The 26,070-nt window shown below is 64.0% G+C and carries 28 protein-coding genes; 14 read left to right on the top strand and 14 right to left on the bottom strand.

What is annotated here, in order from left to right; genetic code table 11:
* Positions 1 to 8: 8 nt before the first annotated feature.
* The 9 genes from KFB96_RS20165 (at position 9) to KFB96_RS20205 (ending at position 9,701) form a co-directional block, all read left to right on the top strand.
* Positions 9 to 260 (top strand): UPF0175 family protein, encoded by a 252-nt coding sequence (locus KFB96_RS20165; protein WP_300970594.1) that lies wholly within the window; start codon positions 9 to 11, stop codon positions 258 to 260.
* Entirely contained in the window at positions 253 to 444 is a 192-nt protein-coding gene (locus KFB96_RS20170) for a hypothetical protein (RefSeq protein ID WP_213460813.1), read from the top strand. The genes KFB96_RS20165 and KFB96_RS20170 overlap by 8 nt, the downstream gene beginning before the upstream one ends.
* Positions 444 to 623: a hypothetical protein gene (locus KFB96_RS20175; RefSeq protein ID WP_213460815.1), complete on the top strand. Its 180-nt coding sequence runs from the start codon at positions 444 to 446 to the stop codon at positions 621 to 623. The genes KFB96_RS20170 and KFB96_RS20175 overlap by 1 nt, the downstream gene beginning before the upstream one ends.
* Before the next feature lie 73 nt (positions 624 to 696).
* Positions 697 to 3,432, top strand: coding sequence for a phospholipase D-like domain-containing anti-phage protein (locus KFB96_RS20180; RefSeq protein ID WP_213460817.1), 2,736 nt, complete (start codon positions 697 to 699; stop codon positions 3,430 to 3,432).
* 509 nt (positions 3,433 to 3,941) lie between these two features.
* Positions 3,942 to 4,202, top strand: a complete 261-nt coding sequence (locus KFB96_RS20185) for a ribbon-helix-helix domain-containing protein (RefSeq protein WP_213460820.1) — start codon at positions 3,942 to 3,944, stop codon at positions 4,200 to 4,202.
* 29 nt (positions 4,203 to 4,231) lie between these two features.
* Complete coding sequence (locus tag KFB96_RS20190) at positions 4,232 to 4,651, top strand: putative toxin-antitoxin system toxin component, PIN family (RefSeq protein WP_213460821.1); 420 nt, start codon at positions 4,232 to 4,234, stop codon at positions 4,649 to 4,651.
* Positions 4,652 to 4,748: 97 nt separating this feature from the next.
* A complete protein-coding gene (locus KFB96_RS20195; RefSeq protein ID WP_213460823.1) occupies positions 4,749 to 5,834 on the top strand; it encodes an HlyD family efflux transporter periplasmic adaptor subunit in 1,086 nt (361 codons plus the stop codon).
* Entirely contained in the window at positions 5,798 to 8,563 is a 2,766-nt protein-coding gene (gene rbbA / locus KFB96_RS20200; protein ID WP_213460825.1) for a ribosome-associated ATPase/putative transporter RbbA, read from the top strand. The genes KFB96_RS20195 and rbbA overlap by 37 nt, the downstream gene beginning before the upstream one ends.
* A gap of 1 nt (position 8,564) precedes the next feature.
* Positions 8,565 to 9,701, top strand: a complete 1,137-nt coding sequence (locus KFB96_RS20205) for an ABC transporter permease (RefSeq protein WP_213460827.1) — start codon at positions 8,565 to 8,567, stop codon at positions 9,699 to 9,701.
* Positions 9,702 to 10,267: 566 nt separating this feature from the next.
* On the opposite strand, the gene KFB96_RS20210 is transcribed toward KFB96_RS20205, so the two are convergent.
* Positions 10,268 to 11,863 (bottom strand): ABC-F family ATPase, encoded by a 1,596-nt coding sequence (locus tag KFB96_RS20210; protein ID WP_213460829.1) that lies wholly within the window; start codon positions 11,861 to 11,863, stop codon positions 10,268 to 10,270.
* Positions 11,864 to 11,990: 127 nt separating this feature from the next.
* A complete protein-coding gene (locus tag KFB96_RS20215; RefSeq protein WP_007191453.1) occupies positions 11,991 to 12,194 on the bottom strand; it encodes a cold-shock protein in 204 nt (67 codons plus the stop codon).
* A 336-nt stretch (positions 12,195 to 12,530) separates the two neighbouring features.
* Between KFB96_RS20215 and gloA the strand changes: the two genes are divergently transcribed.
* A complete protein-coding gene (gloA, locus tag KFB96_RS20220; protein WP_213460831.1) occupies positions 12,531 to 12,914 on the top strand; it encodes a lactoylglutathione lyase in 384 nt (127 codons plus the stop codon).
* Between the two features lie 174 nt (positions 12,915 to 13,088).
* Here gloA and KFB96_RS20225 read toward each other — a convergent pair whose 3' ends face one another.
* Complete coding sequence (locus KFB96_RS20225; RefSeq protein ID WP_213460833.1) at positions 13,089 to 13,490, bottom strand: HIT family protein; 402 nt, start codon at positions 13,488 to 13,490, stop codon at positions 13,089 to 13,091.
* A 322-nt stretch (positions 13,491 to 13,812) separates the two neighbouring features.
* On the opposite strand from KFB96_RS20225, the gene KFB96_RS20230 reads away from it, so the two are divergent.
* The 4 genes from KFB96_RS20230 to KFB96_RS20245 all read left to right on the top strand — a co-directional run bounded on the left by KFB96_RS20230 (position 13,813) and on the right by KFB96_RS20245 (position 15,753).
* Positions 13,813 to 14,523 carry a class I SAM-dependent methyltransferase gene (locus KFB96_RS20230; RefSeq protein WP_213460835.1) on the top strand — a complete coding sequence of 237 codons (711 nt, stop codon included), beginning with the start codon at positions 13,813 to 13,815 and terminating at the stop codon, positions 14,521 to 14,523.
* Positions 14,524 to 14,588: 65 nt separating this feature from the next.
* On the top strand, positions 14,589 to 15,314 hold the full coding sequence (locus tag KFB96_RS20235) for a ParA family protein (RefSeq protein WP_300970601.1): 726 nt from the start codon (positions 14,589 to 14,591) through the stop codon (positions 15,312 to 15,314).
* On the top strand, positions 15,290 to 15,502 hold the full coding sequence (locus KFB96_RS27670) for a DUF4258 domain-containing protein (RefSeq protein ID WP_366931574.1): 213 nt from the start codon (positions 15,290 to 15,292) through the stop codon (positions 15,500 to 15,502). The genes KFB96_RS20235 and KFB96_RS27670 overlap by 25 nt, the downstream gene beginning before the upstream one ends.
* Positions 15,502 to 15,753 (top strand): type II toxin-antitoxin system MqsA family antitoxin, encoded by a 252-nt coding sequence (locus KFB96_RS20245; RefSeq protein ID WP_213460837.1) that lies wholly within the window; start codon positions 15,502 to 15,504, stop codon positions 15,751 to 15,753. Before KFB96_RS27670 ends, KFB96_RS20245 begins: the two co-directional genes overlap by 1 nt.
* Positions 15,754 to 15,885: 132 nt before the next feature.
* On the opposite strand, the gene KFB96_RS20250 is transcribed toward KFB96_RS20245, so the two are convergent.
* The 11 genes from KFB96_RS20250 to KFB96_RS20300 all read right to left on the bottom strand — a co-directional run bounded on the left by KFB96_RS20250 (position 15,886) and on the right by KFB96_RS20300 (position 25,999).
* Positions 15,886 to 16,164 carry a type II toxin-antitoxin system VapC family toxin gene (locus KFB96_RS20250; RefSeq protein WP_213461256.1) on the bottom strand — a complete coding sequence of 93 codons (279 nt, stop codon included), beginning with the start codon at positions 16,162 to 16,164 and terminating at the stop codon, positions 15,886 to 15,888.
* Positions 16,161 to 16,415 (bottom strand): type II toxin-antitoxin system VapB family antitoxin, encoded by a 255-nt coding sequence (locus tag KFB96_RS20255; protein ID WP_213460839.1) that lies wholly within the window; start codon positions 16,413 to 16,415, stop codon positions 16,161 to 16,163. The genes KFB96_RS20250 and KFB96_RS20255 overlap by 4 nt, the downstream gene beginning before the upstream one ends.
* Positions 16,416 to 16,939: 524 nt before the next feature.
* On the bottom strand, positions 16,940 to 18,214 hold the full coding sequence (locus KFB96_RS20260) for a C1 family peptidase (RefSeq protein ID WP_213460841.1): 1,275 nt from the start codon (positions 18,212 to 18,214) through the stop codon (positions 16,940 to 16,942).
* A gap of 297 nt (positions 18,215 to 18,511) precedes the next feature.
* The gene (locus KFB96_RS20265) at positions 18,512 to 20,020 is read right to left on the bottom strand and encodes a leucine-rich repeat domain-containing protein (RefSeq protein WP_213460842.1); all 1,509 of its coding nucleotides are present in this window, start codon (positions 20,018 to 20,020) and stop codon (positions 18,512 to 18,514) included.
* A gap of 1,115 nt (positions 20,021 to 21,135) precedes the next feature.
* Positions 21,136 to 21,420 carry a type II toxin-antitoxin system mRNA interferase toxin, RelE/StbE family gene (locus KFB96_RS20270; protein ID WP_213460844.1) on the bottom strand — a complete coding sequence of 95 codons (285 nt, stop codon included), beginning with the start codon at positions 21,418 to 21,420 and terminating at the stop codon, positions 21,136 to 21,138.
* Complete coding sequence (locus KFB96_RS20275) at positions 21,417 to 21,650, bottom strand: hypothetical protein (RefSeq protein WP_213460846.1); 234 nt, start codon at positions 21,648 to 21,650, stop codon at positions 21,417 to 21,419. The genes KFB96_RS20270 and KFB96_RS20275 overlap by 4 nt, the downstream gene beginning before the upstream one ends.
* A 129-nt stretch (positions 21,651 to 21,779) precedes the next feature.
* Entirely contained in the window at positions 21,780 to 22,007 is a 228-nt protein-coding gene (locus tag KFB96_RS20280; protein WP_213460848.1) for a transposase, read from the bottom strand.
* Between the two features lie 26 nt (positions 22,008 to 22,033).
* Positions 22,034 to 22,459 (bottom strand): hypothetical protein, encoded by a 426-nt coding sequence (locus KFB96_RS20285; protein WP_213460850.1) that lies wholly within the window; start codon positions 22,457 to 22,459, stop codon positions 22,034 to 22,036.
* Positions 22,460 to 22,673: 214 nt separating this feature from the next.
* Positions 22,674 to 23,084: a type II toxin-antitoxin system VapC family toxin gene (locus KFB96_RS20290; protein ID WP_213460852.1), complete on the bottom strand. Its 411-nt coding sequence runs from the start codon at positions 23,082 to 23,084 to the stop codon at positions 22,674 to 22,676.
* Between the two features lie 212 nt (positions 23,085 to 23,296).
* The gene (locus KFB96_RS20295; RefSeq protein WP_300970606.1) at positions 23,297 to 24,571 is read right to left on the bottom strand and encodes an IS3 family transposase; all 1,275 of its coding nucleotides are present in this window, start codon (positions 24,569 to 24,571) and stop codon (positions 23,297 to 23,299) included.
* A 141-nt stretch (positions 24,572 to 24,712) separates the two neighbouring features.
* Positions 24,713 to 25,999: a Coenzyme F420 hydrogenase/dehydrogenase, beta subunit C-terminal domain gene (locus tag KFB96_RS20300; protein WP_213460854.1), complete on the bottom strand. Its 1,287-nt coding sequence runs from the start codon at positions 25,997 to 25,999 to the stop codon at positions 24,713 to 24,715.
* Between the last annotated feature and the right edge of the window lie 71 nt (positions 26,000 to 26,070).

The raw sequence follows: 26,070 nt of genomic DNA on the forward strand, positions 1-26,070 counted from the left end.
AGGGAGGCATGATGCAACTGGTCATCGACTATCCGGATGCGCTGCCGGATGCACTTCGAGTGAGCCGCAACGAGTTCGAACAGGAGGCCCGCATGGCAATGGCCGTGAAGCTGTTCGAGCTGGGTCGCCTCACGAGCGGGCAAGCGGCGCAACTGGCCGGTGTGCCCCGCGTTGCCTTTATACTCGATCTGCATCGCTATGGAGTCTCCCCGATCCAGATCACGCCGGATGAGCTGGCCGAAGACTTCGCCAATGCCTGAAGCGAACCGTCGGATCGTGATGGATACCTCGCCACTGCTTGCCTTGTGTGCAGCGTGCGGTGATTTTTCCGTGCTCCGAACGATCTACGACAGCGCGATCGTGCCTTACGAGGTCGCCGAGGCGATTCGTCTTGCGGGTCATGTGATCGCACCCGGTCCGTCTGTGCTCGGCGGCGAAGACTGATGTCTAAATTGGATGGAACCTATTTTCGCGAGCTGTTGCCGGTGGATGATCCACCTCGGCCCGCCAATGACTGTGGCGATCTGAAGGCGCTGTTGGCGGGATTGACGGAGGGTCTCACTGCGGAGGATCTGCAGCGTGCTCGGGACTTCGGTCGGGGTGATCCGGAATGGGCTTCCTGATCGATACCAATATCCTGTCGGAAGTGCAGAAAGGCGCCCGTGCCGATCCCGGCGTGCGTGCCTGGTAATCGCCTTGACCATCCGCCGCTTCTCTTCCCGCACCACGCCGCTGGACCAGGGCTTTCTTGCCGACCAGCTCCAAGGAGCCCGCAGCTATCACCGCATCGCCGGCTACTTCACCAGCTCGCTGTTCGAGGTCGCGCATGAATGGCTGGAGTCGGTGGCGGACGTGCGCATCGTCTGCAACGTCGATCTCTCGCCCGAAGATCTGAAGGTCGCGCAGCTGCGCGAGGCGCGCATGCTGGGCCGCTGGAACGAGCGCTCGATCGAAGCCGAGTCGTTGCTCAACCGCGAGCGCTATCGGCGTCTGGATGCCTTTCTGGCCCGGCGCGGCCAGGTGATCCGGGTCGCGCCCGACAGCCTCTGCGGCTTTCTGCACGGCAAGGCCGGCGTGATCGAGCGGGCCGACGGGCGCAAGGTCGGCTTCATCGGCTCGATGAACGAGACCCGCCACGGGTGGCAGCAGCACTACGAGATCCTCTGGGAGGACGATTCGCCCGAGGGCGTGGCCTGGATCGAGGCCGAGTTCGAGCACCTGTGGAACGCCGCAAAGCCCCTCCCCGAGGCAGTCTGCCGGGAGGTCCGCCGGCGCGGGCGACGCTTCGAGGTCGATCTCGGCGAGATCGCGACCGAGGAGACCCTCGCCCCGGCGGCGCTGATCGAGTCACCGCTGTATCGCGAGGGCATGTCGCTGCAGCCCTGGCAGCAGGGTTTCGTCACCGAGTGTCTGCGGCACTACAAGGATCACGGCCAGGTCCGACTGTTGTTGGCCGACGAGGTGGGTCTGGGCAAGACGCTGTCGCTCGGCACCGCTGCGCTGACCCTGTGCCTGCTCGCGGAGCAGACGCGCCGACGCCGCAAGCCGATCGTGATCTTCGCCCCCGCCACGCTCTGCGAGCAGTGGCAGACCGAGATGATCGACAAGCTCGGCATCCCCTGCGCCCGCTGGCACTCCACGCGCAAGGTCTGGCTCGACACCGAGGCGCGGGCGATCTCCCCGAGCGGCCCGGAGCACATCGCCCGCTGTCCGCTGCGCATCGGCATCGTCTCCACCGGGCTGATGGTGCAACCCTCGCGCGAGAAGGCGATCCTGGTCGGGATCGGCTACGCGGTGGTGATCCTGGACGAGGCCCATAAGGCGCGTTCCCGCCAGGGCTACGGTGCGGATGCCGGCGAGCCGAACGCGCTGCTGGCCTTCATGCACGCCATCGCCGACCGCACCGATCATCTGCTGCTCGGCACCGCGACCCCGATCCAGACCAAAGCCGAGGATCTGTGGGACCTGGTACGCGTGCTGCACCGGGGCAGCCAGGGCTTCGTGCTCGGTCATGCGCTGTCCGACTGGCACTGCCCGGAACGGGTGTTGCCGCTGCTCGGCGGCGCGCAGCGGGTCGAGGACATCGACTACGGCTGGCAGTTGCTGCGCTCGCCGCTGCCGACCCGGGATTCGACCAACGAGCCCAACGCCCGGCGCCTGTTCCACAATCTGCGCGAAGACCTCGGACTGCGCGCGAGCGATCACCTGGCCGGGGCGCTGACCGATCTCCCCCCGGAGTTGCGCGACGACCTGGAGACCGAGCTTGATCGGGTGATCGACGGGGCGAGCTTCTTCCAGCGCGAGAATCCGCTGGTCCGTCATGTGGTCCTGCGCAAGCGTACGACCCTCGAAGAGCGCGGGCTGCTGGACAAGATCGCCGTCAATGTTCATCCCGAGACCGGATTGGTGAAGGATCCCCATCTCTTCAACGCCCTGTTCCAGGACATCGCCCTGCGCACCACACCGGATTTTGATCGGGCCTACCAGGAGGCCCGTGAATTCGGCAGTGTGCTGGCCAAACGCGGCAAGGGCGGCGGGTTCATGAAGAATCTGATGCAGCAGCGGGTCTGCTCCAGCGTCGTGGCCGGGATCAACACCGCAACCAAGCTCCTGGCGGGGCGCACGGTCACCGAGCAGACCGAGGAGGGCGAGGAGGAGGTGGCCGTGCAGACCGACACGGAGCGCGCAGCGCTCCAAACGCTGCTCGTCGCTCTGGAGGGCATGACGGATGATCCGAAGCTGCGTGCCATCCGCTACTACCTCAACGAGGAGAGTTGGCTGGATCTCGGCTGCATCATCTTCAGCCAGTATTACGACACCGCCCGTTGGGTCGCCGACGCCCTGGCCGCCGAGCATCCGGTCGAGACCATCGGGCTCTATGCCGGTGCCGATCGCAGCCGCCTCTATCGCGAGGGCCAGGCGGTCGGCATCGCCCGCGAGGCGCTCAAGCGGATGGTCGCCGATCACGACATCCGCATCATGGTCGCCACGGATGCGGCCTGCGAGGGCTTGAACCTGCAAACCCTCGGCACGTTGATCAACGTCGATCTCCCCTGGAACCCGACCCGCCTGGAGCAGCGCATCGGGCGCATCAAACGCTTCGGGCAGGCGCGCGCCACCGTGGACATGCTCAATCTCGTGCACCAGGGCACGGTCGACGAGACGGTCTACGCGCGCCTGTCCGAGCGCATGCGCAACCGCTACGATCTCTTCGGCGGTCTGCCCGACACCATCAAGGACGACTGGATCGACGATCTGGAGACCTTGGGCGAGAAGATGGATCGCTACATCGAGGAGCGGCGTCAGGCCACGGGGTTCGATCTGCGCTACAACGACAGCATCAAACCGGCGGACGACGCTTGGCGCGACTGCGCTGCCGTGCTGGCACGGCGGGATTTCGACAACCTGATGCGGCGAGGGTGGAGCGCCTAGCGCAGCGCAGCGCAGCTCGCAGCCGGATGCGTTTCATGGGTTCTCTCACGGAGACACGGAGAGTAAAGATGGACATTCAAACCGTCCCGGACTTAACGACACTCAGTATCCCCAACGCCGTTAGGAGCGTACGAAGTGAATCCCTCATGTTCCCTTCTCTCCTCTCTCCTCCGTGTCTCCGTGAGGGGCATCTTGAGCTGGAACCAGTGTGCCAGCGTCAATTGATAGGTGGCAAGCCGGCACCGAAACGGGCTTGAGCCGCAGCGCCTAAACCGCGCCCAGTGCGGTATGCGATGTTTTTGGATGGGATCGGCCCCGGCGGATTTCAGAGCCGCTGGAGCCTGCGCGGTTTAAAGTATTAAAAAATATAAAATTTTAAATCGAGTCCCCCGCTAAGGGTCGTGGATTCACCAAACTTCGAACTCACTCGAAAGTTAGCATCTCGCTCTGGACGCGGTTTAAGATGTTATGCGTATAGGTGCTTATCTGCTTCATACCCGAGGTGCCCCATGCACGAAGGCAACACCACGCGCTGGACGGTGACGGTGTCGAAGGACACCGACATTGCCGTGCGCAGCCTGCTCGCCCAGCGTGGACTGAAGAAAGGCGATCTGTCCAAGTTCATCGAGGACGCCGTGCGCTGGCGCGTGTTTGACCAAACCCTTTCCGAAACGCGGGCGCAGTTCGCCGACCTTGCCCCGGAAGCATTGCAAGATCTGATCAACGAAGCGACCGAGGCGGTGCGTCACGAGACGCAGGAGAGATCTTGACCCGAGCCGCGACGAGCACGCGCTGAACCATGCGGGTCGTACTGGATACCAACGTCCTGGTCAGCGCCTTGTTGATGGACTCCTCGCGACCAGCCCAACTCATCAGCCATTGGCGGCAGGGGCGATTCACGCTATTGACGGCGGTCCCGCAGCTTGATGAATTGATGCGGGTCACGCGCTATCCGAAGCTCCGGGCCCGCCTGAAACCGGCCCTGGCCGGTCGCCTCGTCAACGACTTGCGCCAGATTGCCGTGTTGGTGAAGACGCTCCCGCCGGTGGATGCCTCACCCGACCCTTACGACAACTATCTGTTGTCCATCGCCTCGGGCGGCCAGGCCGACTATCTTGTGACCGGCGACAAGCCGCATTTGCTCGCGCTTGGCGGTTATGCCGGAACCAACATCGCATCTGTGCGCGATTTCATCCTGTTGGCCAGGTTGTCGCCATGACCCAACACCTTAACCAGCCGCCACCGTCCGCCTGTCCCGCACTCATCGCCGTCAGCGGCGAGCGGGCGCAGTCGCCCGGATCACGCGGGCCGACCTCATGATCAGACGCCGTCGCTGGCTTCTTGCCGCGGCGATCCTTGTCGCCGTCCTCGCCGCCGCCACGGCGGGGTGGATGCTCGTCGCCGGCGGGAACCTCCAGACGCTGACAGGCGCGGTTCGAGGTCTGCTGGGCGATGCGGCACTCCCCGAGGGCTTTGCCGTCGGCAACGGTCGGATCGAGGCGATCGAGGTGGATGTCGCGACCAAGCTGGCCGGACGGCTGGCTGAGGTGCGGGTCCAGGAAGGCGATCGGGTCGAGTCGGGGCAGGTCGTCGCGGTCCTCGATACCGATGCCCTGCAGGCCCAGCAGCGCCAGGTCCGCGCCGAGCTGCGGCAGGCCGAGCAGGAGCGCCAGCATGCACTTGCGGTGGTGGAGCAGCGCGAGAGCGAGCTCGACTTCGCCCGCCGTGACCTCGACCGGCTGCAGCGACTCTCGCGCACCGATCAATTCGTCTCGGAGGAGCAGGTCGATCAAGCGCGCACCGGCGTGCGCAGCGCCGAGGCGGCCCTGTGGGCGTCTCGCGTGCAGGTGGTCGCGGCCGAGGCGGCGATCGAGGCGGTGCAGGCGGGTATCGAGCGCGTCGAGGTCGACATCGCGGACAGCACCCTCAAGGCGCCCCGCGGTGGACGCGTGCTTTACCGACTGGCGGAGCCGGGCGAGGTGCTGGGCGTGGGCGGCAAGGTGTTGACCCTGCTCGACCTCGGCGACGTCTATATGGTCATCTTCCTGCCGACAGCGGCGGCGGGACGGGTGCCCTTGGGTGCGCCGGCGCGGATCGTTTTGGATGCCGCCCCCGAGTACGTGGTCCCCGCGGTGGTCTCCTTCGTCGCCCCGCGCGCCCAGTTCACGCCCAAACAGGTCGAGACGCAGAGCGTGCGCGAGTCGCTCGCCTTCCGCGTGAAGGTGCGGGTCGCCCCGGAGCTGCTCGCGCGCTACGAGACGCTGGTGAAGACCGGGCTCCCCGGCATCGCCTATGTACAGCTCAGCCCCGACGCGCTTTGGCCCGAGCATTTGGAATCGAGATTACCGCCCCCGAGGTCATCGCTATGGCCGAGCATGCCGCCGGCCCCGTCGTCCGACTGAGCGGGCTGAGCCACGCCTATCCGGGTGTCGACGCCCTCCGGGAGGTGGCGCTCGAGCTGACCGCCGGACGGCTGACCGGTCTCATCGGGCCCGACGGGGTCGGCAAATCGACCCTGCTCGGGATCATCGCGGGGGTACGGCAGATCCAGTCCGGTCGGGTCGAGGTGCTCGGGCATGACCTGCGGCAGCGCCGCGCGCGCGACGCCGTGATCGAGCGCATCGCCTACATGCCTCAGGGCCTCGGCCGCAATCTCTACCCCAGCCTTTCGGTGCGTGAGAACCTGGATTTCTTCGGTCGTCTGTTCGGGCAGGACAGGGCGACCCGGGCCGAGCGCATCGCCGAGCTGACGGCGGCCACCGGCCTCGCACCCTTCACCGAGCGTCCGGCGATGCACCTCTCCGGCGGGATGAAGCAGAAGCTCGGGCTTTGCTGTGCGCTGATCCACGACCCCGAGCTGCTGATCCTCGACGAGCCGACCACCGGGGTCGACCCGCTCTCGCGCCGCCGCTTCTGGGAGCTGATGGACCGGTTGCGGCGGCGTCGCCCGGACCTGAGCATCCTGGTATCCACGGCCTACATGGAGGAGGCCGAGCGCTTCGACACCTTGGTGGCGATGGACGCCGGCCGGGTGCTCGCCGCCGGCAGCGTGCGTGAGCTATGTGCGCGCACCGGCGAGCGGGACATGGAGTCGGTCTTCGTTGCGCTCCTCCCCGCGGAGCGCCGCGGCGGGCATCGGCGCCTGGTGGTGCCGCCTCGTACCCCCGACGGGGACGGGCCGCCTGCCATCCGCGCCGAGGGTCTCACCCGGCGCTTCGGGGACTTTACGGCGGTCGACCGGGTCAGTCTCTCGATCCACAAGGGCGAGATCTTCGGCTTCCTCGGCTCCAACGGCAGCGGCAAGACCACGACCATGCGGATGCTGACCGGCCTCCTGCCGGTCACCGAGGGCGAGGCGTGGGTCTTCGACCGGCCGGTGGACGCGGAGGACACGGCGCTGCGCCGGCGTCTGGGCTTCATGTCCCAGTCCTTCTCGCTCTACGGCGAGCTCAGCGTGCGCCAAAATCTGGACCTGCATGCGCGGCTCTACCGGCTGCCCGCGCCGCGCATCCCCGCGCGTATCGCTGAGCTCACCGAGCGGTTCGACCTCGCACACGTGATCGATGCCCGCGCCGAGTCGCTGCCGCTCGGGGTGCGCCAGCGTTTGTCGCTCGCCGTGGCGGTGATCCATGCGCCCGAGCTCCTGATCCTGGACGAGCCGACCTCCGGGGTCGACCCGATCGCCCGAGACCGCTTCTGGGAGCAGCTCCTCATGCTTTCGCGGGAGCAAGGGGTGACCATCTTCATCTCCACCCACTTCATGAACGAGGCCGAGCGTTGCGACCGCATCTCGCTGATGCACGGCGGTCGGGTGCTCGCCGAGGGCACACCCGCGGACATCAAGGCCCGGCAGGGTGCGGCAACCCTGGAGGACGCCTTCATCGCCTACATGGAGCAGGGTGCGGCGGACGCGGGCGAGGAGATCGCGCCCGACCGGGAGATAGGGCAGGACCCCGTGCTCCCCCGGCCGCTGCGCAAGCCGCCCCGAAAGCCGCTCGGGCCCGCGCGCTTTTCGCTGCGACGGCTCTGGGCCTATACCCGGCGCGAGGGCACCGAGCTTCGGCGCGACCCGATCCGTCTCGCCTTCGCCCTGCTCGGGCCGGCGATCCTGATGATCGCGATGGGCTTCGGGATCTCCTTCGACGTCGACGAGATCGCCTACGCCGTGCTCGACCACGACCGCACCCCGGCGAGTCGGGACTACCTGGAGCACTTCGCCGGCTCGACCTGGTTCTTCGAGCAGGCCCCGCCGGGCGATGCGGCCGAGATGTGGCGGCGGCTCGAGAGCGGCCGGCTGACCTTGGCAATCGAGATCCCGCCGGGCTTCGGTCGGGACGTGCAACGCGGCGCCCGGCCCGAGGTCGGTTTCATCATCGATGGAGCCATCCCCTTCCGCGGCGACACCATTCGCGGCTATGCCGAGGGCGTGCATCGAGGCTATCTGGAGACCTTGGCGGGCGACGCATACGCGGGGCTGTCCGCATTTCCGGTGACGGTCGAGACACGCTTTCGTTACAACCAAGACTTCAAAAGCGTCTACGCCATGGTGCCGGGGATCCTGATGCTGCTGCTCATCATGATCCCGGCCACCATGACCGCCGTGGGCGTGGTGCGCGAGAAGGAGCTGGGTTCCATCATCAACCTCTACGCGACCCCGACCAAGGGCGGGGAGTTCCTGCTCGGCAAGCAGCTCCCGTATGTGGGTCTGGCGCTCCTGAGCTACCTGATCCTGCTCCTGATGGCGCTCTTCCTGTTTCGGGTACCGCTTGCCGGGAGTCTCGTCGGCCTCACGCTCGGGGCGGTCCTGTTCGTCTTCGCGAGCACCGGGCTCGGGCTCCTCATGTCCACCTTCATGCGCACCCAGATCGCGGCCGTCTTCGGGACGGCCATCGTCAGCACGATTCCGACCATCCTCTTCTCCGGTATGCTGGTGCCGGTCTCCGCGCTGACCGGACCTGCGCGCATCATGGGCTACGGCTTTCCGAGCGCCTGGTTCAATCACGTGAGCGTGGGGAGCTTTACCAAGGGGCTGACCTTGGGCGATCTGTGGCTGGACTATCTGGTGCTTGCGGCCTTCGGGCTCGCCTTCTTCCTGCTCGGGCTCGCCCTGCTGCGCACCCGGGAGCGCTGAGATGCGGCTCGCGAACGTCTACCGCCTGGGGCTCAAGGAGCTGATCAGCCTGCGTTACGATCCGGTGTTGGTCTTCCTGATGATCTACGCCTTCACCTTCGCCATCATCGCCCCGTCCCGCGGGGTGAAGCTCCAGCTCGAGCATGCCTCGGTGGCAGTGGTGGACGAGGACCGCTCGCAGCTCTCGGTGCGCCTGACGGAAACCCTGCTCCCGCCCTATTTCCAGACACCCGAGCAGATCGGGCTCGACGCGATCGACGCGGCCATGGACGCGGGTCGCTATACCTTCGTGATCGACATCCCGCCGCGTCTCCAGGCCGATGCCTCGGAGGGGCGTCGCCCGGCCGTGCAGGTCATCGTGGATGCGACCGCCATGGCCATGGCCGGTGCGGGGGCGCGCTATCTGGAGCGGGTGCTTGTCGAGGAGCCGCTGCTCTATTTCCGAGGCGATCGCGCGGAATCCTCTCCGGCCGAGGCGCCGGCCGTGGGGGCGGTGATCCGGCTCGCCTTCAATCCAAACGGCGAGTCGGCTTGGTTCATGTCCGTGATGCAGATCGTCAACATGGTCACCCTGCTCGGCATCGTGCTCACCGGGGCTGCGCTGATCCGCGAGCGCGAGCACGGGACCATCGAGCATCTGCTGGTGATGCCGCTCACGGCGGCCGAGATCATGCTTGCCAAGGTCTGGGCCAACGGACTGGTCATCCTCCTGGGGGCCACCTTCGCCATGGTCGTGATCGTCCAGGGGCTGCTCGGGGTGCCCAATGCAGGCTCGCTCGGGCTCTTCGTGCTCGGGCTCGGGGTCTACCTCTTCTCGCTCACCGCGCTCGGCATCCTGCTCGCCACCCTGGCACGAACCATGCCGCAGTTCGGGCTGCTGTCCATCCCGGTGTTCCTGGTGATGTACATGCTCTCGGGGGCCAACACCCCGCTCGATGCCATGCCCGAGCTGCTGCAACGGGTGATGCTCGTCTCGCCGACGACCCACTTCGTCGCCTTCGTCCAGTCCGTGGTCTTCCGAGGCGCCGGGCTCGATCTGGTCTGGACGCACCTGGCCGCGACCTTGGGGCTTGGGGCGCTGGCCTTTGCCGTGGCCTTGGCCCGCTTTCGGCAGACGGTGAGTCTCAGTCGGCTGTGAGGGTGGCTGCGAAGATCGAAGCCGCGCCGCACCGCACCATGGCGACGCCATCAACCGATTGTCGCGCAGGTAAAGTGCTCGAAGACTCTACTCGTTGTCGTGTTCGTCCGGAATCCGATTACGACAACGACAACGAACACGACAAAGACAATTCTGCGACGGTTTGCTCACGATTTAGGCGAATTCCGGAAACCTTCATGTCAAGGGCGTAGGTTGTGCCGAGCCGTGCGAGGCACAACCAACCGTCGGCGCAAGTTGTGCTTCCTATCGTCAGCACAACCTACGGGTATGGAAGTTTACGGAAATCACCTTAAACCGCGCCCAGTGCGGTATGCGATGTTTTTGGATGGGATCGGCCCCGGCGGATTTCAGAACCGCTGGAGCCGGCGCGGTTTAAAGTATTAAAAAATATAAAATTTAAACCGCGTCCCCCGCTAAGGGTCGTGGATTCACCAAACTTCGAGCTCACTCGAAAGTGAGCATCTCGCTCTGGACGCGGTTTAGGGCGTCAGGGACTCGATTCCTTCCAGACATGTGCGGTCGGGATGTGCGTTCCGCAAATCGCCCTATGCCGCAGCGACCACGCGCTCGACATAGTCTTCATAGTTCCCGCGGAAGTCGACCACGCCCCGGGGTGTCAGCTCGATGATCCGGGTCGCAAGAGACGAGATCAGCTCGCGGTCGTGGCTGACGAAGATCAGGGTGCCCGGGTAGTCTTCCAGCGCGGTGTTGAGCGACTCGATGGACTCCATGTCCAGATGGTTGGTCGGCTCGTCCATCAACAGGATGTTGGGCTTCTGCAGCATCAGCTTGCCGAAGAGCATGCGGCCCTGCTCGCCGCCCGAGATCACGTTCACGGGCTTCTTGATCTCGTCCTGCGAGAACAGCAGCCGCCCCAGGGTGCCGCGGATGACCTGCTCGTCGTCGCCGGGCTGTTTCCACTGGTCCATCCAGTCGTAGAGGGTGGTGCTGTCGGAAAAATCGGCCGCGTGATCTTGGGCGAAATACCCCAGTGTGCTGTTCTCCGACCATTTGATCTCGCCGCCGTCGGGCGTGAGGTCGCCGGCGAGGCTGCGCAGCAGGGTGGTCTTGCCGATGCCGTTGGGGCCGATGATGGCCACCCGCTCGCCGACCTCCACCGTCAGGTCCAGACCGCTGAGGATCGGCGTGCCGTCGTACCCCTTGGCGAGGCCCTCGACCTCCAGCGCCAGACGATAGAGCTTCTTGTCTTGGCCGAAACGGATGAAGGGGTTGACCCGGCTCGAGGGCTTGATGTCCTCGAGCTTGATCTTCTCGAGTTGGCGCTGGCGCGAGGTCGCCTGCTTCGCCTTGGAGGCGTTGGCGGAGAAGCGGCTGACGAACGTCTGTAGTTCGGCGATCTGTGCCTTCTTCTTGGCGTTGTCCGAATAGAGGCGCGTGCGCGCCTGGCTGGCGGCGGTCATGTACTCGTCGTAGTTCCCGGGGTAGACGCGCAGCTCGCCGTAGTCCAGGTCGGCCATGTGGGTGCAGACGCTGTTCAGAAAATGCCGGTCGTGCGAGATGATGATCATGGTGCTGTTGCGGGCGTTCAGCACCTCTTCGAGCCAGCGGATGCTGTTGATGTCGAGGTTGTTGGTGGGCTCGTCGAGCAGCAGGATGTCCGGATCGGCGAACAATGCCTGGGCGAGCAGCACGCGCAGCTTCCAGCCGGGTGCGACGGCGCTCATGGGGCCTTCGTGCTGCTCCAGCGGGATATCCAGGCCGAGCAGCAGCTCGCCGGCACGCGCCTCGGCGGTGTAGCCGTCCAGCTCGGCGAAATGCACCTCCAGGTGCGCGACCTCCATGCCGTCTTCCTCGCTCATCTCCGGCAGCGCATAGATGCGGTCGCGCTCCTTCTTGATCTGCCACAACTCCTCGTGGCCCATGATGACGGTGTCGAGCACCCCGAAGTTCTCGAAGGCGAACTGGTCCTGGCGCAGCTTGCCGAGCCGCTTGCCTGGCTCGACAGACACGTTGCCAGCACTCGGTTCCAGATCCCCGCCGAGGATCTTCATCAGGGTGGATTTTCCACAGCCGTTGGCGCCGATCAGGCCGTAGCGATTGCCTCCGCCGAATTTCACGGAGACGTTTTCGAACAACGGCTTGCCGCCGAACTGCATGGTGATGTTGGCTGTGGAGATCAAAGCAGGGTTCCGCAAGAGAGAAAAAAGAGAGGGGCGGGCCGCCGACTTTCAACGGACCGAAAACGCAAAAAGCCCCGCAGTTGGCGGGGCTTTTTCAGCTCAGGTGACGGGCACCTGAAGGCTGTTCTTACTTCGGTACGACGTTGGTCGCGCTCGGACCTTTCTGGCCTTGCTCGACGTCGTAAGAGACGCTCTGTCCCTCGGCCAGCGACTTGAAGCCACTCCCTTGGACGGCGCTGTGATGGACGAAAACGTCCTTGGAGCCGTCGGAAGGAGCGATGAAGCCGAAGCCCTTCTCGTCACTGAACCACTTAACTGTGCCTGTAGCCATTTACTGTATTCTCTAGATTTAACAAAAACATCTTCACGTATGCAGGCGGCTGTCGGGAGATTACGGAAGGATCTGCCACGTCACGCGGAGAGGGGTAACAACCGAAATACTACAGGGAAGCACTGCACAGGACGCATCATGCCCAATACCGAATCGTTTTTCAAGGCTTTTTTGTCGGTTTTTCTGCAGGCCCGGGTCGATGCGAGAATATATCGAGCACACGCGGGTTTTTCGGAAAGCAGGGTGCGTCCCGCGCGGGGCGTGCAATGCGGCGAAAAATCCGCGTGTGCTCGGTATATCGGCACAGGCTCGACAACAACTCAAGAGGTCACCCGGATGAGAATCCTCCATACCATGCTGCGTACCGGCAACCTGCAGCGCTCCATCGCGTTCTACACCGAGATCCTCGGGATGACGCTCCTGCGTCAAAAGGACTATCCCGACGGCGAGTTCACACTCGCCTTTCTCGGCTACGGCGCCGAGTCGGAGCAGACCGTAATCGAGCTGACCCATAACTGGGGCGTCGAGCACTACGACTTGGGCAGCGGTTACGGCCATATCGCCATCGAGGTCGACGACGTCTACGCGGCGACGGACCGGATCAAGGCAAAGGGCGGCAAGATCATCCGCGATGCCGGGCCCATGAATGCGGGCACAACCATCATCGCCTTCGTCGCGGATCCGGACGGGTACCCGATCGAGTTGATCGGCGCGCGATAGCGGGTTGCAATGGCTCGCGGATGACCCGGCGCGCCGAACCGCGCGTTCGCTCACCGCTGATTTTCGGGACCAAACGCCCCGACTGCGCAAGCCTGCAGGACCTGTCACGGCGATGTCGGACCAAGGGGCGACTTCAGTCGCCCCGGGTTGGTAGATACTGTCCCGGAAACCAACTCAGTCGCCCGCAACCCCCGTCTTGAAGGCGTCCACCTCGGCCGGCGTGTAGGCCCGGGTCGTTTCCAGGTGTCCCCAAACGGGCTTGGGCCAACAGGGATCGGCCGGGCTTCGGCCGACGACATGGACATGCAGTTGCGGCACCAGATTGCCGATCCAGGCCACGTTGACCTTGGGGCATCCCAGAACAGCCGTCAGGTAGTCCGAGACGCGCTTGCAGTCGGCGAGGACGGCGTCGCGCTGCCCGATCGGCAAATCCAACAGGTTGCTCAAGTCGGTCTCCGGAACCAGGATCAGCCAGGGCACGGCCGCGTTGCGATGCAGGAGCAGGTGACTCGCGGACAAGCGGCCCAGCGGATGGCAATCGGCAAAGAGTTGGGGATGCAGGGTGAAGTCGGTCATGACCATCGGGCTCCGTTGAATCCATAGGGCGGCAAGCGATCAGGCCGGGATGCTTAGAAGGTGATGCGCAGGGGATGCCCGGTCGAGTCGGCTTTCGTAATCTACCTGCCGCCCGCCGCCGATTCGGACAAATCGGCGTCCGCGTCTCGGCTCGGAAAGCCTCTCACGGAGACACTGAGACACTGAGACACGGAGACACGGAGAAACACGGCATCCTCCTTGCGCACTCCGTGTCTCCGTAAGAGATCGCACAAAGGGATCGCAGGCGTGGTCCGACAACCGACCCGATCGACATCGTCTACCCGAGGAGTCACGTCACATCATGCAGATCAACGATCCGAACGCCTACCATCGTTGCGAGGAGATCGATCTCATCGGCAACTTGATCGAGGTGCGCGACCGCCGTGTCCTGGAGCTGGGTTGCGGCGCCGCCTACATGACCCATGCGCTGGCCACCCGGCTCGGCGCGGCCCGGATCACGGCGACCGAGGTCGATCACATCCAGCATGAGCGCAACCTCGCGATCGCGGATCTGCCGCAGGTGTCCTTTCGCTACGGCGGCGCCGAGTCGATCGCGGATCCGGATGCCAGCTACGACATCGTGGTCATGCTCAAGTCGCTCCACCATGTCCCGACTGCGGCCATGGATCAAGCGCTGCGCGAGATCCATCGCGTGCTGGTCCCGGGCGGTCTGCTCTATGTCTCCGAGCCCGTCTACTGGGGCGATTTCAACGCCATCATGTGCCTGATCGACGACGAGCGCCTGGTCCGCGAGGCCGCGTTCGAGGCCCTCCGGCATGCCGTCGATGCAGGGCTGTTCGAGCTGGTGCAGGAGGTCTTCTTCGAATCCGAAGGCATCTACCCCGACTGGGAGAGCTTCGCCGCACGCTTCATCGACGTGACCCACCGCGAGCGACATCTCGATGCCGCTCGCCTGGCCGAGATCCGCGCGGCCTTCGAACGCCATTTGGCACCGCAAGGCGTGCGCCTGTGGAAGCCGCATCGGGTCGACCTGTTGCAGCGAATCGACTGAAGCGCCCGGGAGCCGACCATGATCCGATCGCGCCATCCGAACCGCATCGACCGAGCCGCAGCGTCATGAATACAGCCCACTTAGCCCCGCCGCGCATCGCCTTCTGGCATCGCAAGGGCGGAACGGGCAAGACCAGCCTCGCCATCGGCTGCGCGGTCCGTCTGGCCGGCGGATCCGCACCCGGCACTCACGCGGAGCGGCACTCGCCCGCGCCCGGTGCGCGGGTGCTGCTTCTGGATACCGATCCCCAAGGCACAGCGGCGGCCTGGGGCGAGCGCTTCGCCGACCGGTTCGGAATCGCCGTGCGGGCGGACAGCGGGTTCGCGCTCTGGCGCGACTGGGCCGAGCGCGCCAACCGCTTCGACGCCGTCCTGGTCGATTGCCCGCCGACCGTCAGCCCCGAGGTGATGGAGATCCTCGCCGGTGTCGATCGGCTCTTGGTCCCCACCCGCCCGGCGTGGCCGGATGTGTGGGCGCTCGAGTCCGTTGCCGATCTCGTCGCGGATCTGCATCGTCAAGGGGCTCGACTCGCGGTCAGCGTCGTCTTCAACCAAGTCGGCGACGAAGCGCTCGCGCCTTTCGCGGCCGCGATCGCCGATCTGGGCCTCGATCTTCTTCCCGAGGCCATCCCGCGCGACGGCGCCTGGCCGGCGCTCTTCGGCGGCGGGGAGCCGCCGGACAGCCTTGCGCCGCTTATCGGGACGCTGGTTCGATCGGCAAGAATCGACATGGCGATAGAGAACGGCAGAATGACGGGCTGTCCCTGCTGGACGTCGAGCAGGCACTACTGACAGGGCGAATCCTTGAGGAGTACCCGGACACCGGGCGTGGAGAGAGTTGTCTGGTTGTTGGGTTTTCGGACGGTGGTAAACCGATACATATCGTCTGCGGCATGATAGGTGACTCGATGGTCGTGATCACGGTCTACATTCCGACGCCACCGAAATTCAAGACGCCACTTCAGCGAGGCGGATCCTGATGACACAACAATGCAGTTTCTGTGGTCACGCGCACCTGATCGAGAAGCGCACACGCTATATCCATCAGATTGGCGACGAAATCCTCATCGTTGAGGACGTCCCCTGTCTGGAATGCGAGTATTGCGGCGAGCAGTACTTCGCGATCGACATTCTGAAAAAGATCGAAGCCGATCATCTGGCGGTGGCAGACCATCGCAAACAACCGAGCCGTATCCTCCAGGTGGCCGTGGAAGATTTCCAGTCGTTGTGATCGAAAGGAACCGTCGGTTGGCCGTCGCGAGCATTCGCAAAGGATCTGGCGTCCGGCCAGACGGAGAGGGTTTAATCAGGGACAGACCACGGTTTCTTGAGACTGAACAAGCACAGAACGCAGTTTCCCGAGTCAATCAGAAACAACCGTGGTCCCCGGTTTCCCTTCGCGGGCCAGCCCTGCCTGTGCTGTGTCGAAGGCCACGAGCTCGATGCCTGCGGTTGCCAGAAACAGGTCTAGATCGCGGATACCTTCCGCACCTCGGCGGGCCTCGATGACGATCGACAACTCGACAAAGCTTGCGGTCGACAGGCGCCTTTGGGTTGCGGCTTCGATCAACTCATTGAGCGTCCGGCGCTCGGGCTCGTCATGCAGAATCGCCAGCAGGGCCGAAGGGTCGATGACCGTCAGCGAGGCAGGCCATTGGCGTCGTAGCCAAGAATTTCGTCGGAGGACCTCGGGTCGAGCAGAGGCAGGCTGGCGGAGTGGCGGGCAATCGCGTCGAGCTCATCTGCCAGTCGGGACCTTCCGGACGCCCGCTCCAGGCGCTCCAGGCGCTCGCGCAGAGCTAGGGTGGCCGCCGTCGTCTTGGTCTCGCCGGTCAAGGCGACGACCCGCTCGGCGAGGCGTTCAGCCTCTGCATTGCGAATGTTGAGCGCCATCGGATGTCCATGTGTAGTCATCGATGGAGCAGTGTAGATCGCAGAACCGCCAGCCCGCAAAGGAATGTGGCGGCGATAGGGTCACGACCGGACTCAAGCTGCATCGGCGGTGTGAACCTCGATTTTGACCTCCAGGCGGTTACGCGCGTCGCGCTTCCTCGTCGTTGGATAAAGGGTGTCGAAGCCTCCCGCATCGACACCCTCCGCGGGCTCGGGCATGACTGTGTGCGTTGTGTCGGGCACGAGGTCGAGGACTCGACATACGCCCCGCAACTTTCCCGGATCGGCCCTTCGGATTCCCAGTACCTCAAGGCACTGGAGCTACCGCCACAGCAACCGCCGGCCGCGGTGTAGCACGACATAGACGCTGGCCGAGGATATCACCGAGACCCAGAACATCGAGGACGAATTGCGGGCTGCCAACCAGGCTTTGCGGGTGCAGATCAGCCAGACCGCGGGGCGTGTGCGGATCTCTTGCAGCAAGGCAGCGAGGTCCGCGACACGATGACATCACCGAGCCAAGCTCAGTCGAGATAAAAGCCGTAGTAAGGCTCCCCGCTGTCCTGTTTCGCGATCATCTCTTCGATGATGGCGGCCGTCAGCAGCTTCAGCATCGGTGGCGACTGACGTCCGAAGCGCCTGAGGAATGCGACGATCTCTCGACTCTCGTGCAGGACACCGAACTTGCCGTCCAGCACATCAGCCACGGCATCGCGGTGTCGCGTCACGAGATCAGCCGCTTGGCGCAGCAATGCCGGTTGCTGATTCAAGACGGCTAGGGCGTCATCCGCGTGTCGATAGAGGATCTCGGTCAGCATACGTCCCTCCGGCCGAGCACGCACGACCTGATCGCGCAGCCGGCGCAGGGTCTCGATCTCGCTCGGGTCATTCGTCAATGCACGATAAGCATCGCCCCAATCCTCGCTACTACCGCCTTGGGTGAGTTGGAAATTCGCCATCTGGAAGCGGAGATCATTGGCATGACCGCTGTAGGCGATCCAGAAGGTACCGTCTCTCTGAGGCCCGCCGGTTGCTCCCCAACTGTTCTTGCACAGATAGGCTTGCTTGGTATCGTCCCAGCCGATCAGTAAGACGGCGTGACCGCCTAGATAATCCCCGCCGGTATGACGATAAACCGTATCGGCAGCGGCCGCGCTCCAGAAGGTCTGGAAATCGGAATAAACGTCATAGCGCCAATAGCTCGGCCCATGATTATGGAGCGAGCTCTTCATCTGCTCCGGATCGTTCGGAATCGTGTGCCAATTCTCCACGCGCTGCGTGAGTTGGTCACAGCCGATCAGGCTCGGGCATGACTGTGTGCGTTGTATCGGGCACGAGGTCGAGGACTCGACATACGGCCCGCAACTTTCCTGGATCGGCCCTTCGGATTCCCAGTACCTCAAGGCACTGGAGCTACCACCACAGCAACCGCTGGACGCGGTGTAGCACGACACGAGCTGCTGCTCGGACAGATCGGATGCACCGCCGCCGAATTGCTTGAGGAGATGCGACTCGAAGGCTCCGACACTCGCAAACGCCCAGCAGGATCCACAAGCACCTTGATTTTTCGGCGAGGAGACCAGGCCTGCGTCGCGCGCATCGTAGCGAGTGGGTAAGGCTTGGATGAAATGATCCGGCCAAGTCTGTAGATAACGCTCGTAGGTCTCGCGATCCAGCGGGATGTCGCCCATGCCGACGACTTGAGCATGGCCGGCACCGACTCCGCACATCAGCATCGCGAGCAACAACGCCGGCAATCGAATACTTAAAAGCCGAACCACGTATGATTGCTTATTCATCTTTCGTTTTGCTCCCTTGATGACCGCCTTCGGGCGGTCCGACGTCGCGCTGTCCGTCGAAACTCGACGCGAGTCCAATGAACAGCCCTGATCTTTCAGCCAGTGTAGATCACTCGACGGAGAGTCCTGCGCGGCTCCGGTGCATCTTCCGAGATGCCGGCCGCCGTGCGGATGACGCCCTGGTACAGCACGTCAGATGTGTCGAGCCCGTTCGTTGTCGTAATCGTGGTCATGGTCGTATCGATCGTCGATGACGACAATGGTCTCGGACGGTCTCGGAATCACTGCACTGCTCCACTAGCGTGAGTGCGTCGGATTCGCGACTTTCACCGGACGTGCGTCACGCGATAACTCGAGCGCGTCCGGGCGCGCGCCGATCTCCCGGAGCAACGCCGCGAGATCGGCATCAAGGAGCCACTGGAGCTCCGTGGCAAGCGCCGGGCCGGCACCGACCATCAGTCGTGTGGCGAAGTTGCGGATGGCCGCCGATTCGCGCGCGTCGATCACCGGCGTGATGCCGAGCGTCAGGTCGAGCAGGTCGGAGTGCAGGAGCCGCAGGAGACCCACCGCCCGCAGGGCGAGGCGCGGATCGGCCAGCAGACGCCCGCTGACCTCCTGACTGTGGCGGTAGTAGATCCCGATCAGTCGACGCCCGGTGTCGGAACCCGCGAGCACCTGGTCACGCAGGGCGCGCAGGTCGCCGAGCCAGGTGTCGGCGACGGGTCGACCCGTGAGCGCGGCCTCGGCGGGGCAGATGGGCTGAGATCCGACGCATTTGTCGGGTGGGTAGATCCATAGATCCTGGCGGGCGAGCAGAGTATCCAGTTGCTCGCAGGGAATGTGGTTATTCCGGAAGAGGTTGATGGTGATCCATGATTGTGAAAGTAGGGGCCGCACGTCGGTGATCTCGGGGTTAGAGTCGAGTCCGAGATAGCCCCAATCACTCCCATCCAGGCGTGGGAGTGAGGCGAGGTCGCTGATGTGATTGTTGCTGATGTCGATGACTTTCAGCGCCGTCAAGCCGGCCAGCGGCGAGAGGTCGCTGATTTGGTTGTCTTCGATGTAGATGGCTTTCAGCGCCGTCAAGCCGGCTAGCGGTGCGAGGTCGCTGATTTGGTTGTCCGAGAGGTAAACCGCCCGCAGCGCCGTCGAGCCGGCCAAGGGCGCAAGGTCGCTGATTTGGTTGCCCCAGAGGTAAACCGCCCGCAGCGCCGTCGAGCCGGCCAACGGCGCGAGGTTGCTGATTTGGTTGTCGGAAAGTGCGAGGACTTGCAGTGCCGTCAAACCGGCCAGCGGTGCGAGGTCGCTGATTTGGTTGTAACTAAGATCGAGAAATTCCAGCGCCGTCAAACCGGCCAGTGACGGGAGGTCGCTGATTTGGTTGTAACGAAGATCGATGGATTCCAGTGCCGTCAAGCCGGCCAGCGGCGCGAAGTCGCTGATTTGGTTGTAATGAAGATCGATGGATTCCAGTGCCGTCAAGCCGGCCAGCGGCGCGAGGTCGCTGATTTGGTTGGTCCAAAGGAAGAGGTCTTGCAGCGCCGTGAAGACCTCGATGCCGCCGAGCGCGCTGATGTCGTAGTCGAAGCAGACGAGCCAGGTCGTGCTCGGGTCCGCGCCTTGATCGGCGATGCACTGCGCCAGATTGGGGTCTTCGAAAGACGCGGGCGCCACGGCGGAGCGTGCCGGAACCGACTGGCTGCCGAGGTCGTCGAGTGGACCTCGGGCGAGGCCGAGACTGGAGCTGCAGCAGAGCAGCAGCGTACCTGCGATGACGAATGTCGAACGAAACACCGAGCCTTTCATCCAACATCTCCTTGAAGCACCGACATGTTAGGTGCGCACGCTCTCGGTAACCGGCTTCGTGGTATCGGGCAAACACATTGGTCGGGAGAGGTCTGCGCCGGGTCGCTGGCTCGATGGAAACCAAGGTCGGAACCCAAGGTCAAATCCTTGCCGGGTGCATCCGTTTCGTGTCAGCTCAACGACGAAGCTTAGACGAACCCGGATCAATAGCAAGCTTCGTCTTGCTCCCTTGATGGCCGCCCGCGGGCGGTCCGACGTCGCGCTGTCCGTCGACACTCGACGCGAATCCAATGAACAGCCCCGATCTTTCAGTCAGCGTAGATGACTCGGCGGAGATTCCTGCGCGGTTCCGGCGCATCTTCCGAGACGCCGGCCGCCGTGCGGATCACGCCCTGGTGCAGCACGTCAGATGTGTCGAGACCGTTCGTTGTCGTCATCGACGATCGATACGACCACGATTACGATTACGACAACGAAGAGGATCTCGGACGGTCTCGGAATTTCTGAACCGTTGCACTAGCGCGAGTGCGTCGGACTCGCGACATTCACCGGACGTCCGTCACGCGATGACGCGAGCGCGTCCGGGCGCGCGCCGATCTCCCGGAGCAACGCCGCGAGATCGGCATCGAGGAGCCACTGGAGCTCCGTGGCAAGCGCCGGGCCGGCACCGACCCATCAGGCGCGTGGCGAAGTTGCGGATGGCCGCCGATTCGCGCGCGTCGATCACCGGCGTGATGCCGAGCGTTGCCGTCAAAGCAAGGGGGCCGGGCGCCCAAGAAGAAACTTTGGGGTTAAGAAGAAACTTTGGAGTCAGGTCTTGATATGCGACATCCGACCAGAAGTGGGGGACGTCCCCGTCCGGTTGCCTGCGTGAGCACATCAATGCAACACCTCATCCAGGCTTTGGGCGACCAGGATGCGCTCGGACCAGTCCAAAAGGGTGTCGGGGTCTTGGCTCTCACGTTTAACACCTTTCGCTGAGATCCTGCGCGCACTTCGTTGTGTTCAAGAGGTTTCAGGCTCGAATCATTCGGGAAAACGGGCTGCCCTGTTCCGGGAGGGTCCGCATGAAGGCTCGCGAAGAGCTGACTTCGCGTTAGCCCTTCGTCTTGCCGTCAGTACACCTCGTCGTGAGTTCCGATATCGAGCAACAGGATCACTTCCTCACCGCTTTCCGGGTCGGGCTGTAGTGCAAAAACCACTCGACAATCGTAACCGCAGGAGCATGCCCATAACCCCAGAAGGCTGCCGCTCAACTTGTGCGTTCCGAGTGCGGGTGAAAAAACGTCGGTCTGCAGATTCCGGAGCACCCCATCGATATTGCCCTGCAGCGTTCTGTCTCGCTTGACCAGCTTGCGGTACGCGCGACGAAACTTGGGCGTGACGACGAGCGGTCTCATTCTGCATCCGCGAGGGTCCGGTGTAGATCATCGATGGCGTCCTCGGCAGGCTGGGCCTTCAACTTTCCCTCATGAAACATCGCGATTGACCGTCGCGCGTCCGCAGCCATCTCGTCACGTCGTGCCTCGTTTTGACGGTGACGCAGGATACCGATCAACATCTCTCTCTGGTCGGGCGGCAACTGCAGTGCGGTGTTGATGACTTCATCCAAGGTGACGCGGTTCAACATCCTTGAATTCCTCCGACGGTGTGAATGGGGTCTAGGGTCATGCGCACAGGGGGAATGGGGTCAGGTCTTGATATGCGACATCCGACCAGAAGTGGGGGACGTCCCCGTCCGGTTGCCTGCGTGAGCACATCAATGCAACACCTCATCCAGGCTTTGGGCGACCAGGATGCGCTCGGACCAGTCCAAAAGGGTGTCGGGATCGGCTTGCGTAATCCGGGCGCGCACCGGTTCGCTCGGGGGGCCGAATTTGCGCTCGATGAGACGCAGCAGCATCTTGGCCGCGCCGCGCCGCGCCGCGCCGCGCTGCTCGCCGCGTTGCTCGCCTTGTTCGATATATTTCTCGATGAATGTCTGCATCAGCGGTTCTCCGGGTCGGTGCTCGATCAGCAACGTCCGCACGTCCTGCTCGTCCAGGCGCCGGGTACCTTGGACCAAATACCGAGCGCACGTGGGTTTTTCGTCGCATGGCACGCCCCGCGCACGCCGGGCCGGCGTTGCACCTCCTCGCCGTAGGGGCCGCTACGCCTCGTCGGCGCGCCTTGTCCCGACGCGCGCGGAACGCACCCTGCTTTCCGAAAAACCCACGCGCGCTCGGTATAGTAGCGCAGGAGTGATTCCAGGATGTCGAGCGCCGTGGGCTGGTCGATGACCGTATCGATCAGGTCCAGCAGCTCGCGCAGGCGCTCGCGGGGTTTGTCGCTGTAGATGTTGCGCAAGGCCAGTTGGATCAGCCGGGTGAGGAGCTCGCCCTTGATCTCTGCGTCGTTGCGGGCGGAGATGTCGTGCAGGTCATAGCGGAACTGCGGCACGTAGGGTGCCAGCGCCTCGGGAAGCGGGCTGACTAGATCGCGGGGAATCGGGGTCGGGTCTTTCCTTTTGCCAATAGGGCCACTCGCTTTTTCTCCCACTCCTGCAGGGCCTCCCGAACGATATCGCTGAGGACAATATAGCCATCTCGGCCTGAAGCCAGCCGCAATTGAGTCAGCTTTCACCGGAACTCCGTGCTCACCGCCCGGACAGCCCTCACGACGCGACCCAACTCACCACCGTCCGCCCGAGCACCCGATCGAATTCACCGGTGTTGTGGGTGACCAGGGTTGCGTTCTTGGCCAAGGCGTGGCACGCGATCCAGAGATCATTTCCACCGATCGGGGTCCCGGCAGGCTTGAGTCGGGTGCATTGGGCTGCGTAGTGGTGGCAAATGCTGCGGTCGGTCGGGTAAGAGACCGGGACTTGCCGGGCGAGGCTCCCCATGCGCCGCAGGACCTCGGGTTTCCGAGTACTGCGTTCGGCTCCTTTGAACAGCTCGGCGTAGGTCACGAAGGACATGCACAACACATCTTCGGCCGGCAGGGCATCGATGCGCTCTGCGATGCCCGGCGGACGATTCTTGATGAGATAGATCGGGATGTTGGTGTCGAGCATGTATCGCATCGATCCTCCCTGTCCTGCGGCAACTGCCGTTGCGCACGATCCTCGTCCTGTGCGGCGACAAAGTCCTCGTCGAATCCCTTGAGAACCTCTAGCAGTGCTTGACCTCGGCCTTCGTGCAGCGGGTGCAGGATCAGATCGCCATTCGTGGTTCGGGTGATCTCGACCCGGTCGGTTAAAGTGGACCCCATGTCCAGGACAGTTTTCTGCCGAGTTTAAGCTGCGCTGGTTGCCTCAATTGCAGCGCCTTGGCGCTGCCCCGGCTCGGCCGCGGGTTCGTCCCCGGCGGAGCGTAGCGCAGCCGGGGACGAACCCGCGGCCGAGCCGAAACGGTCCACGATCCTGGCGCCGCCACCTTCCCCCGAGCCGTACACCGCCTCGGGCGTGCGGTTACCCAACCCTTGGTGCGGCCGCTCGCCGTTGTAGAAGGCGAAATACTCGGTCAGCCCAAGCAGCAACTCGGACACGGTGGCGTAGCCCTTGAGATAGATGTCCTCGTATTTCACGCTGCGCCACAGGCGCTCGACGAAGATGTTGTCCAACGCGCGTCCCCTTCCGTCCATGCTGATGGCGATCCCTGCGTCCAGCAGCACCCCCGTGAAGGCCTTGCCGGTGAACTGCGAGCCTTGGTCGGTGTTGAATATCTCGGGCGTGCCATGGGTGCGCAGGGCGTCTTCCAGGCAGTCCACGCAGAACCCCGCCTCCAGGGTATTGGACAGCCGCCAGGACAGCACCCGACGCGAGTACCAGTCCACAACAGCCACCAGGTAGGCGAACCCGTGCTCCAGGCGAATGTAGGTGATGTCGGTGCTCCACACCTGGTTGGGGCGCCTGATCGCCAGCCCGCGCAGCAGGTACGGGTAGATCTTGTGCTCGGGGTGCGGCTTGCTGGTGGCCGGCCCCGGCGCCATGCCCGCCAGCCCCAACACCCGCATGAGCCGCTGCACATGTTTGCGGTTGACGGTATGCCCCTGTCCCTTCAGGTACACCACCATCCGCCGACTGCCATAGAACGGCCGAGCGGTGTACTGGGCGTCGATCAGCTCCAACAGCCGCAGGTCCAGCGCATCCACCGCCTCCTCGGCATGCGCTTCATACACCCGGGAGCGCGCTACCCCCGCCAACGCACACTGCCGGCTCACCGCCAGGCCCCCGGCTCCTTTTCCTACTGCCCGCTCGATCCACGCCCGCCGCACGCTCACAGGCTCACCCCGGACTTTTTTTTCAGCCAATCCAACTCGACCTTCAGCCGCCCGATCTCGCCATAGAGCCGGTCCGCATCCCCGGCCCGTCCACTTTTTCGGCCCACGCTTGGTCGCGAACAGGCTCTCCGCCCGATCCTGGATCTCCCGCTTCCACTGGCCAACCTGGACCGGATGCACCCCGTGCTCCTGCCCGATCTCGTTGACCGTCTTGACCCCGCGGATCGCCTCCAAGCCGACCTTCGCCTTGAAGGCCGCCGTGTACGTCTTGCGCTTCGCTTCGCCCATTTTCCTATTGCCCCTTTCGGTTAGGAGGCAGCTTAAACTACTGTCCGATTTTCGGGGTCCACTTTAGTCTGCCAACAGAGCCTTGGATGGAGGGTGTCGCAGCCTCCCGCATCGACACCCTCCGCGGGCCGTGCGCACGGCCTATCCCTCCGACGCAGACTCCGCCGCCGTCGGCGCGAGCGGCCGACCGAAGGTCTGCTCGTAAAGCTCGGCGTAGGGCTCGAGCGTCTCGTAGACGTGATGGGGCACGACGCGCGACTCGAAATTGGGGAACTTGCTGCGGACGTAGTTGAGGTTGCGCAGCAGTTTCATCTCGATGACGGCGCGGGCGAATTCGAGGCCCTTGGGGCCGCGGGTGCGCTGGAGCATGGCGACCAACTTGCGGATCGGCATCGGCGGGCGTTTCTGTCCCGGCGGGTGGCTCAGGCGCTCCATGTAGCGCGGCATCCCGCGGTTGCGGTCGCCGGACTCGGTCAGCTCGCCGATCTCGAGCTCCGGGCGGAGCATCTCGAAGAGCTCCTCGCCCGTGGGCGTGCGTACCATCACCCATTGCCAGCCGAACGGGGCACCCATGTAGCCGATGGTGATGTCGCTGAGCGTGTTGGCGTAGTCGAAGCAGGAGAGACAGGAGGACGGGAAGATCCCGTGCAGCTTGTCCATCGGGAAGTCGATGTAGTTCAGGCGCTCGACGTGCCCGTCTTCATGGCGCATCCAGAGGCTGAAGTCCTGCATGAACTCGTGATGCACGACCGTCTCGGGCGATTTGGAGACCTGGGTCAGGAAATATTCGAGATCCGGATAGCTGACGTTGTCGCTGCAGGGGATGCCGATCACGTAGAGGCGCTCCAGACCCAGCTCGGCCTCGGCGGCGCGCAGCTGATGGACCTGGCAGCCGGTGCCGACGACGGCGAGGCGCTTGATGCCCTGATCGCGCACCGCGTCGATCAGGCCGAGTGCCGGCGAGAGGCAAGGTTTGTTGCCGGCGGTCGCCAGGACCTCCTGCGGGGTGCGCGCCAGGATGGGCTGGGCCTTGAAGCGCGTCCCGGGTGCGGCGGCGGTGGTGATGACGGCGTCGACCTTGCCCTGCTCGAGCAGGCGCGCGCCCAGCGCCGTGACCATCCCGGTCCATTGGGCATGGGGGTTGGGACGTGCCATCCGCGCGGCATACATGGCGCGATAGATCCCGAAGCGGCCTTCTTCGCCGACGTGGCGGGTGCGACCGTGCAGACGCTGCTCGATGCCGCGGGTCTGGTTGCGCACGAAGGTGCAGGTCTGCGACATTAGCAGCTTGAGGCTGCTGTCGCAGAAGCCGCAGTCGCTACACAGACGCGGACGCCCCTTGAGCCGCTCGTCGCTGCTGAGCAACGAGATCTGGTCGAGTCCCTTCGAGGGACCTTCTTCCATCGGCGCAATGTCGGTGCTCGTCATTCGCTTGCACCCGGGAGGTCTGTTTTGGGCTCATCGGCGGCGACGAGCGCCCCGCGCGTGATTGGGCTCGT

Source organism: Thiocapsa sp., from assembly GCF_018399035.1.
Taxonomy (GTDB): domain Bacteria; phylum Pseudomonadota; class Gammaproteobacteria; order Chromatiales; family Chromatiaceae; genus Thiocapsa.